Source organism: Nostoc sp. DedQUE07 (assembly GCF_034530975.2).
Taxonomy (GTDB): Bacteria; Cyanobacteriota; Cyanobacteriia; order Cyanobacteriales; family Nostocaceae; genus Nostoc.
Map to the genome: position 1 here is coordinate 165,827 of NZ_JAVRCC020000011.1, position 9,304 is coordinate 175,130.

Here is a 9,304-nt window from a genome sequence, read left to right on the forward strand (position 1 = left end):
TTATCAAAATTGTTTTTATAATGTACAAACTTGTGCATTGGTCTTTCAATCCGCGATAAATATCAAAGTTAAAATTGCATAATTTAAACAATTTTCTGGAATAGGCTAATGTAGTAATGTAGATTATTTACTGTAGTACATAAGGAGGACGAACTATGACTGAATTACTAGCAGTCCGGGTTACTTTGACCATTCCAACTCAAAGAACGCAAGGCGCAGAGATTCTGTTCAGTCCTCTTTTCTACAGGAATGAAAACTAGAATTCACAGACATTCTGGTGCGGGGAGAACTCCCTGCATAGAAGTGTCTTCCTCTGTGGAACCTTGTGCAAAACAAGTAGCACACATCGAGGAAACATCAATGAATTTGGATTATTTAGGCTGGAGTAACTTTTTTGCTCGCAGTTTTGAACCCTATCGCTTACAAGGATTTAGCGTTGCTAGGGTTGCCATTGAATATAGAAATACTTACACCCTCTATAGCGAACAAGGGGAACTTTCAGCAGAAGTTTCAGGTAAATTGCGGCATCGTGCTTCTCAAGCACAAGATTTTCCCGCCGTTGGAGATTGGGTTGCGATTAGTGTCAGAGAATCTGAAGGACGAGCCACTATCAACGAGATTTTACCCAGGAAAAGCAAATTTTCTCGCAAGACAGTAGGTAGTAAAACAGAAGAACAAATTGTTGCAGCAAATATTGATACAGTCTTCTTAGTCTCAGGATTGGATGGCGATTTTAATCCAAGAAGAGTTGAGCGTTATCTGATTCTGGCTTGGGAAAGTGGTGCAAATCCGGTAATTGTGTTAAATAAAGCAGATTTGTGCAATTCTCTGGAAGAGTATTTAACCCAAGTAGAAGCAGTTGCTTTGGGTGTACCAATTGTAGTTTTAAGTGCCACCAATCATCAAGGATTGGATGCCTTAAAACCTTACTTACAACCAGGACAAACAGTTGCTTTGTTGGGGTCTTCTGGTGTTGGTAAATCCACCATCACCAACCAACTGCAAGGTGCATCTGTGCAAGTTGTGCAACCAGTACGGCAAGGTGATGACCGAGGTAGACACACAACAACTAATCGTGAGTTGATTTTGCTCTCTACTGGCGGATTAATTATTGATACTCCAGGAATGCGGGAAATTCAAATTTGGGCAGGTGATGAAGGTTTGCAAGAAACTTTTGCAGACATCGAAACTTTAGCGCAAGAATGCCATTTCCGCAATTGTCAGCATAATAACGAACCGGGTTGTGTGGTGCAGCAGGCTTTGGCTGAGGGAGAACTTGATTATTCTAGATTTCTTAGCTACCAAAAGTTACAAAAAGAACTCGACTACCTTAACCGCAAACAAGACCAAAGGGCGCAATTAGCTGAGAAAGAACGATGGAAGAAGATTCATAAATCTATGCGAAATCATCACAAACGCTAGTAGTCTGCCAACCCAAAAATGCGCTTGTGAGGACTGGGGAAAGGGAAAAGGGGAAAGGGAAAAAGGTAAGGGATTTAAACCCTTTCCCCCTGCCCCTTATCCCCAAAGGGGGCCCCACCTTCCCCCTTCCCCTTTTCGCCGCCAAGTTCCCTTGGCAGACTACTAGAGGCAGGGAACCAGTCATACCTTACCTTGCCTACTATACGGCTTAACTTAGTGCCAGTTTAACGACCGGTCATTTGTTCCAGCTTTTCGGGATACCGAGCGCCTTGCACCGCAATTTTGGAGGCGGCGTCATCGATGTCACGCAGATCGTCGGGTGTGAGTTCAACTGAGACTGCCCCGATGTTTTCGTCCAAGCGATGCAGCTTTGTGGTGCCTGGAATCGGAACAATCCACGGCTTCTGGGCCAGCAGCCAGGCGATCGCAATTTGAGCAGGTGTCGCTTGCTTCCGTTCGGCGATGCTGCCGAGCAGATCGATCAGGGCTTGATTCACTTTGAGAGCCTCCTTAGTGAAGCGAGGCAGGGTGCTGCGGAAGTCGGAGCTGTCAAAAGTCGTGCTTTCGTCGATCTTGCCCGTGAGAAAGCCCTTGCCCAAAGGGCTGTAGGGGACAAAGCCGATGCCAAGTTCCTCCAGGGTCGGTATCACTTCCGCTTCAGGCTTTCTCCACCATAGTGAGTACTCGCTCTGGAGAGCCGTGACAGGCTGAACGGCGTGGGCGCGACGAATCGTTTGCACTCCTGCTTCTGAGAGTCCAAAGTGCTTCACCTTACCTGACTGAATCAGTTCTTTCACCGCTCCTGCCACGTCTTCGATCGGCACGTTCGGGTCAACCCGGTGCTGATAAAGGAGGTCGATCGCCTCGACCTTGAGTCGCTTGAGTGAACCCTCCACGACTTCCTTAATATGCTCCGGTCGGCTATTCAATCCGGGTGAACCCTTCATCCCACGGGGATCGGAATTCGGACTGATGTCGAACCCGAATTTGGTGGCGATGACCACTCGATCGCGGAAGGGAGCGAGGGCTTCGCCCACCAATTCTTCGTTTAGGAACGGGCCGTAGACCTCGGCTGTGTCAAAGAATGTAATGCCGCGATCGATAGCGGCCCCCAGAAGAGCGATCATCTCTTGTGTGTCTTTGGGTGGGCCATAAGAAAAGCTCATTCCCATACAGCCCAGCCCGATCGCCGAGACTTCCAGGTTACTGTTTCCAAGTTTGCGCTTTTGCATTTTTTGAACTCCTGTCTTTGATTTAAAGGTGAATTAAAGGTCGGAACTGTCCTACTCCAAGATCGGGTCTGGTATTGTTCATCGCTGATTTAGTCCACAGTCTTGCATCGATCTGTTGCTGAATGGCGATGTGCATCATGTCCGTAGATTTGATGATGATGCTTCTTGCGCGATCGCTAGAACGAACCATCTGTTGATTTCGATAGCTCTTCATGGGCGCGCGTCGCCTGCAACCGTTCCTCGACAGCCGACGCGATCGTCGCAAGGGCATCACTTCCGGCAACGAACAACTTCGGCGGATTCTCCATCCCGGCGATTTTGACCAGAGCATCACCCAACTTTGCTGGATCACCCTGCTGCGTGCCGTTGTAGACCGACCAAGTGTCCTGAACGTTGCCCTCGGCGGCATAGTCTTCGATGGCGTTGCTGGGCCATCTGACATTCCGGTCATCCAGAAGATCCGTGCGGAAGAAGCCAGGTTCGACAAGCGCGATCTTGATGCCGAACCCCTCCACCTCGGCTGCGACCGACAGCGAGATGCCCTCGACCGCGAACTTCGATGCGGCGTAGGCAGCACAGTGCTTAAACCCGACAACGCCAGCAACGGAGCTAATGTTAATGATGTGACCTGACTGCTGCTGACGCATAACTGGCAGCACAGCACGCATGACGTATACCACACCATAGAAGTTTGTCGCGAACTGGCGTTCGATCTCGGTCGTGGTCATCTCTTCAAAATTACCAAGCAGGCTGTAGCCCGCATTGTTAACCAAAACGTCGATGCGACCGAACCGATTCACTGCCTCCTCGACGGCTGTTTTCGCCTCTACCTCGTCGGAAACGTCCAACTGAACAAATGCAAGATTCTCGCTTGCAACATCGCGCAAGGCATTACGCACTTTGTCGAGGTTTCGGCCAGTCGCAACTACACGGTCACCGGACTACAATGCCGCCTTCGCGGTTCCGGCTCCAATGCCGCTGCCAGCGCCTGTGATAAACCAAACTTTGCTCATGATTATTCTCTTTATTATTCAGTTCTTAATCAGGCCTTGTTCGTCGCTGACCTGTTCCATCCACTCGACGGTATTACCGCAGCAGTCGTTGCCTAACCACCAGCACTATCCTTACCAAGGCTGCGTGGTTGGGCCAATCGTAAATTCGTTCACGTTTGTATCTTCTGGCTGGTCAATAGCAAATGCCACAACATTGGCTACTCGATCCGGTGAAATGCCATACTGCTCATACAACTGAGTCATTTTTTCAGCCATATCTTGGCTGGTAATCTGATTTAATAGCTCAGTGTTAATTGCCGCAGGATAAATTGTCGCAGTACGAATGTTACTCCCCTCTTGAGCAGACTCCATGCGTAGAACTTCCATGAAATCGCGCACGAACCATTTCGTCCCACCATACACTGCACCACCTGGATAAGCTTTTAACCCAGCAACCGATGAAGTTGTAATAACATGCCCAGACTTTTGGCTAATAAACGTTGGTAACACAGCAGCGATACCATTTAGTACACCCTTGATATTGATATCAACTGTTTGATTCCATTCATCAGTTTTCAATGCAGAGAGTGGAGAATTTGGCATTATGCCAGCGTTCAAGAAAATAACATCAACGCCTCCAAATCTTTTCTTGGCAAGCTTGACGATTTCAGCATTATCAGATGGGTTAACCACATCCATCACTTGATAGACTGCTTGTCCGCCATCTGTTTGAATTTCATCAACCAGTTTTCTCAATTGGCGATCGCGTCGCGCGCCCAATACGACTTTAGCGCCTTTGCTTGCAAGCAATTTCGCAGTTGCTTCACCAATCCCTGATGAGGCGCCGGTAAGAATCACAACTTTGTCTTTAATCATCTGATTCCTCTTTTTGTTGAGTAACTATTGAGTTTCGCTTTCTTCGGATTTGCTAATCAGTGGCTAAGGGCACGCTGACGGTTCGATGTGGCATCAGCAAAAACTTTTCTGGTAATACCGCAAAGTCGGCAGTTGGCGACGAACAATCACTGCACCGTTTGACCGCCATCGACGACCAAGGCGTGTCCGATGATAAAGGCAGCCGCGTCTGAACACAGCCAGACAACGGCATTGGCAATCTCTTCGGGCTGGCCCATCCGTCCGACCGGCTCCTCCGAGATTACCTGCTTGCGTCCTTCAGCAGTGCCGCCAGTGAAGCGATCCATCATCGGTGTGTTAATGTAACCAGGGGCAACGGCGTTGACGCGGATGTTCTGCGAGGCATAGTCGAGAGCCGCCGACTTGGTGAGTCCGATCACGCCGTGTTTTGCGGCGGTGTATGCGGCTCCACCCTTGATGCCTATGACCCCAGCACCCGATGATGTGTTCACGATCGCGCCGCCGCCTTGCTTGAGTAGCAGCGGAATTTCATACTTCATGCATAGAAAAACGCCGCGCAGATCGATGTTTACGATCCGATCCCACTCTGACTCTTCGATTTGGGCTGTTGCTGCCTTTTTCTGCTCCACACCGGCGTTGTTGAAGGCAAAGTCCAGCCGCCCGAAGGTCTCAATGGTCTTGGAAAGAGCCGCCTTCACGTCTTCGGCTTGCGTTACGTTGCACTTGACGGCGATCGCTCGTTTGCCGAGTTCTTCGATCATGCGGGCCGTTTCTTGATTGCCCTGTTCTGAAACGTCGGCGACCACTACATTAGCGCCCTCACGGGCAAATGCCAGCGCCGTAGCTCGACCGATGCCGTTCGCTGCTCCGGTTACAAACGCAACTTTTCCTGTGTACTTTCCATTTTCGTTTGTTGTCATGATTTTTTTCCTTTAATTCTTTACCTAACAAGGTCTTAAAACCACCAGATGCAGAGATCAGTTGGGATACTGCTCGTCGCTGACATGCTCCAGCCAGTCCACAGGTTTGCCGTCGAGTTCTTCGTGAATGGCAATGTGCGTCATAGCTGTGGTGGCTGTAGCTCCATGCCAGTGCTTCAGTCCGGGCGCAATTCGGACAACATCACCTGGTTTGATTTCCTGAATTTGTCTGCCCCATTGCTGGACATAACCAGACCCAGCAGTCACAATCAGGGTCTGTCCCAGTGGATGGGTGTGCCATGCTGTCCTAGCACCAGGCTCGAAGGTTACACTAGCGCCAGCCGTGCGTGACGGGTCGCGTGCTGAAAACAGAGAATCGATGCGGACGGAACCTGTGAAATATTCGGTTGATCCTTTAGTAGAAGGCTGCGAACCTTTCCGAGTAATCTCCACTGTCCGTGTGCTATTATCTGATGTAACTTGTGTCTGACCCGCATAAGCAAGCCCCGAAGTAAGCAGGGAAAATGACACGATAGTCGTCGCAAGCAGTTTCATTTCCGTCTCCAACTTTCAAGTTTTACTAAACAATCTCTAGGGAAGATGGACTGACCTGGATATCACTTGTATTGGAAGGCGAAATGTTCCCAGTTACATGACCTGTCGCCCTCCTAAGGCGAAAGGCAGATCGCCCTGTTTATTGCGATTGAACAAGCTCGATTGTCACTTCTACAGAGCCAGGCACATTGAATGCTTCTACGCCAGCATCGATCTTGCCGATCGCGATGATGCCGGGATCGGGGATTTCCTCTCTATCGTGGCGATAATAAATAGCCACATCAGGGCCGGGGGACCAGTAAATGACATCTCCAACTTCATAGGTTTTGGTTCGCTCTCCCTCCTCCGAAATCGCTCTCGGCAGGTGGGCAAACTTTTCTCTTCCAAACAAATCGTTCATCGTCAGCGTTAATGGCAGCAGGGAAACAAAATCCTGAGTGGTTTTGCTGTCGATTAAAGTGGCTGTAACAACTTTGTCTTTGACCTTGATGTTTATCTTCATACTGTCTGCCTGCTTGGTTGATATTTCAGTCGGCATCTTCAACGAGGGACTGCTAGTAATACTGTTGTCGGCACGGCAGGCTGAGTAATTCAGGGACATCGCTAGGGCGAGAACCAAAATCAGCATTCTCTGCTGGCAGTTTTTCTCCTTGATGAAAAACCATCTCAACAGCACTAAGATATTCCTCCATACTCCTCGTCGCTGACATGCTCCATCCAGTCCACAGGCTTACCATCGAGCCATTCCTGAATAGCGATGTGCGTCATCGCCGTGGTTGCTGTAGCACCGTGCCAATGCTTCTCACCCGGCGAGATCCAGATTGTATCCCCCGGTCGAATTTCCTCGATCGCGCCACCCCAGCGCTGTACAAGACCACAGCCAGCCGTCACGATCAAGGTTTGTCCCAATGGGTGCGTGTGCCATGCTGTCCGAGCGCCAGGCTCAAACGTGACACTGGCTCCAGACGTGCGTGCTGGATCGTGCGCCTCGAATAGGGGATCAATGCGGACAGTGCCGGTAAAATAATCAGCCGGCCCTTTGGCAGAAGGCTGTGAGCCACTTCTTTTGATGTCCATTTTCTTAATTCCTTCACTTGATGTAATTTTTGTGGCTAGGAGGCAAGCCTCTTACCCAATCAAAACTGAGTTTTCTATTAAATAAAAATCCAGAATGCTTATAAGAAGCCGAAATCACTTTTCATTGCTTTAGCTTCATTCTAAGAATCTTGAAGAACAAGTAATAGGACGATCGTCTAAGATAGTTGTACAATTCTGCAAACTTAGAAATGAACGCTGCCAAAACGAGTGAAAAGTCCGATCGCGATTTAATGAACGACTTGCAGGCAAAGCGTGAGGCAGACAGAGCGCAAGCCAATAGAGACGAACTGAAAGAGCGGATTGCACACGCGATTCGTCATGATGGGACGATTGAACCGCTCAAAGGTTTGCACTTCAACCGCGCCTCTTCGCCTTCGGAATGCCTTCATAGTGTCTCTATCCCTGCGTTTTGTGCGATCGCTCAGGGCAGCAAAGAAGTTCTTTTGGGTAGCGATCGCTATCAGTACGACCCAATGCATTATCTGCTTGCTACGGTCGAACTGCCAATTATCAGCCAAATTCTGGAAGCGTCCAAGGCGCAACCGTTCTTTAGCCTTCGCCTCGATCTTGACCCCACTCTTGTTGGCTCAGTGATGGTCGAAGCAGGGCATCCCTCATTGCGCAGCCGTGCTGATGTGAAAGCTATTGATGTAAGTCCGTTGAATGCAAATCTGTTGGACGCTGTAGTGCGGCTCGTCAGGCTTTTAGATTCCCCTGCTGAAGCTCATGTTCTCGCACCACTGATTAAACGGGAAATCATTTACCGACTCTTGATGGGAGAGCAAGGTAATCGGCTCCGTCATATTGCAGTTCTGGGTGGCTACACCTACCACATCGCCAGAGCCGTCGAGCGACTTCGTAAAGATTTTAACGAACCGATCAAGATTGAAAGCATTGCACGAGAACTGGGGATGAGTGTATCGGGCTTCCACCATCACTTTAAATCTGTCACTGCCATGAGTCCCTTGCAGTACCAAAAGCAACTGCGGCTCCAGGAGGCTCGCCGTCTGATGCTGGGGGAAAAGCTTGATGCTACCAGTGCTGCCTACCGCGTGGGTTATGACGATGCCTCGCATTTTAACCGGGAGTACAAGCGGCTGTTTGGTGCGCCACCGATGCGCGATGTGGAGCGGCTGCGAGAAGCTACTAGGGAGACTACTAGTTCAATATGATGACAAAATTTTTGACTGCAAAAATAAGAATTTATGTTTTCTTTTTCAAACATTAGTTTTAAATACTTTTATCAAATTTCCAAAAGTATCTAACTGCACATATTGGCTAGGATAAATAATTTCATTAACTAGTTAATAACGAGGGTGTAACCTATGACTATTAAAGGTTATAAGAATAATCTTATATTAAATAGATAAATAATTTGAGATTCGGCAAATTAATTAGTGGGATGTATGTTATGGTTTTTATAGGAATCAAACAAGTGAAAACACAAAAAGACTTCAAGACAAGTTTGAGGCAAACTCAAGAAAGTTTTTTTGCTCTGGTAAGTCCCCTTCAATTCGCTACATCTTTTTTTAACGAAAATCTAAAACTAGATTGAGTAGGATAGTAGCCTTTGTAACAACTTGAAGTCAATCAAAATTTATCTGGGTACGAGCCAATAAGAGTTGGCTAACCTAGCTAGAGCATTACCCGCCAAGGCAATTACTCTTGGAGTCTGGGAAGAAAGACTCTTAGTACAGCCTGACAATTCAATAGAAATACAGAATATTTACTAACTTCGTCTTGCGGAAGTAAACGTTTTCAACCGCAAACTAAGTTGAAGCAGTTGCTGACTTTTGGAACGAAAACTTCAAGCAGAATGGTGTCTTTCCATAATTTCTAGGAATTTAGCCATCTGTCAAAAATCACCAAGATATTATCTAAGCCGAAGTATCAGATGTTGTCTGTGCAGATATTATATTACTGCACTGCTAGCTACCACTTTTAGGCTGGAATTTATCTTGCTGCATCAATCACGAAACGAGAAGCACTATAGATTTTCTTGGTTACTTGACATCAGCAAAATCAGACAAGTTGTAGCAACCATTTAAGAGTGGATTGCAATTTGGTTGGTTGTGTGGTTCAAGGAATAAATCTGCGTTCATTTGAATTCCTGCTGCAACCACTCTTGAGGCTTGAGCAACCATTTGGGATTCGTTGAACCTATCCCACTAATAAAATCCTTTGAACCCAGATATGGATAGTAGCAAGG

Annotated in this window: 10 protein-coding genes and 1 pseudogene; 2 read left to right on the forward strand and 9 right to left on the reverse strand. The window is 47.8% G+C overall.

Annotation, left to right across the window (positions count from 1 at the left end; all coding sequences use genetic code 11):
- Positions 1 to 360 precede the first annotated feature (360 nt).
- Entirely contained in the window at positions 361 to 1,422 is a 1,062-nt protein-coding gene (rsgA, locus tag RMZ95_RS12030) for a ribosome small subunit-dependent GTPase A (RefSeq protein ID WP_322682476.1), read from the forward strand.
- A gap of 224 nt (positions 1,423 to 1,646) precedes the next feature.
- Here rsgA and RMZ95_RS12035 read toward each other — a convergent pair whose 3' ends face one another.
- The 9 genes and pseudogenes from RMZ95_RS12035 to RMZ95_RS12075 form a co-directional block, all read right to left on the reverse strand.
- Positions 1,647 to 2,654, reverse strand: coding sequence for an aldo/keto reductase (locus RMZ95_RS12035; RefSeq protein ID WP_322682464.1), 1,008 nt, complete (start codon positions 2,652 to 2,654; stop codon positions 1,647 to 1,649).
- Positions 2,655 to 2,676: 22 nt separating this feature from the next.
- Positions 2,677 to 2,868 carry a hypothetical protein gene (locus RMZ95_RS12040; RefSeq protein ID WP_409882492.1) on the reverse strand — a complete coding sequence of 64 codons (192 nt, stop codon included), beginning with the start codon at positions 2,866 to 2,868 and terminating at the stop codon, positions 2,677 to 2,679.
- Positions 2,831 to 3,580 (reverse strand): annotated as a pseudogene (locus RMZ95_RS12045) (SDR family NAD(P)-dependent oxidoreductase); the annotation flags it as partial. The gene RMZ95_RS12040 and the pseudogene RMZ95_RS12045, both read right to left, overlap by 38 nt.
- A 198-nt stretch (positions 3,581 to 3,778) precedes the next feature.
- Complete coding sequence (locus RMZ95_RS12050) at positions 3,779 to 4,522, reverse strand: SDR family oxidoreductase (protein WP_322682466.1); 744 nt, start codon at positions 4,520 to 4,522, stop codon at positions 3,779 to 3,781.
- Between the two features lie 146 nt (positions 4,523 to 4,668).
- Positions 4,669 to 5,442, reverse strand: a complete 774-nt coding sequence (locus RMZ95_RS12055) for an SDR family oxidoreductase (RefSeq protein ID WP_322682467.1) — start codon at positions 5,440 to 5,442, stop codon at positions 4,669 to 4,671.
- A 57-nt stretch (positions 5,443 to 5,499) separates the two neighbouring features.
- Positions 5,500 to 5,997, reverse strand: a complete 498-nt coding sequence (locus tag RMZ95_RS12060; protein ID WP_322682468.1) for a cupin domain-containing protein — start codon at positions 5,995 to 5,997, stop codon at positions 5,500 to 5,502.
- A gap of 139 nt (positions 5,998 to 6,136) precedes the next feature.
- Complete coding sequence (locus RMZ95_RS12065; RefSeq protein ID WP_322682469.1) at positions 6,137 to 6,499, reverse strand: cyclophilin-like fold protein; 363 nt, start codon at positions 6,497 to 6,499, stop codon at positions 6,137 to 6,139.
- Positions 6,500 to 6,551: 52 nt separating this feature from the next.
- The gene (locus RMZ95_RS12070) at positions 6,552 to 6,707 is read right to left on the reverse strand and encodes a hypothetical protein (protein ID WP_409882498.1); all 156 of its coding nucleotides are present in this window, start codon (positions 6,705 to 6,707) and stop codon (positions 6,552 to 6,554) included.
- A complete protein-coding gene (locus RMZ95_RS12075) occupies positions 6,673 to 7,074 on the reverse strand; it encodes a cupin domain-containing protein (protein ID WP_322682471.1) in 402 nt (133 codons plus the stop codon). Before RMZ95_RS12075 ends, RMZ95_RS12070 begins: the two co-directional genes overlap by 35 nt.
- Positions 7,075 to 7,283: 209 nt before the next feature.
- Between RMZ95_RS12075 and RMZ95_RS12080 the strand changes: the two genes are divergently transcribed.
- Positions 7,284 to 8,267, forward strand: coding sequence for an AraC family transcriptional regulator (locus RMZ95_RS12080; protein ID WP_322682472.1), 984 nt, complete (start codon positions 7,284 to 7,286; stop codon positions 8,265 to 8,267).
- Positions 8,268 to 9,304: the final 1,037 nt, after the last annotated feature.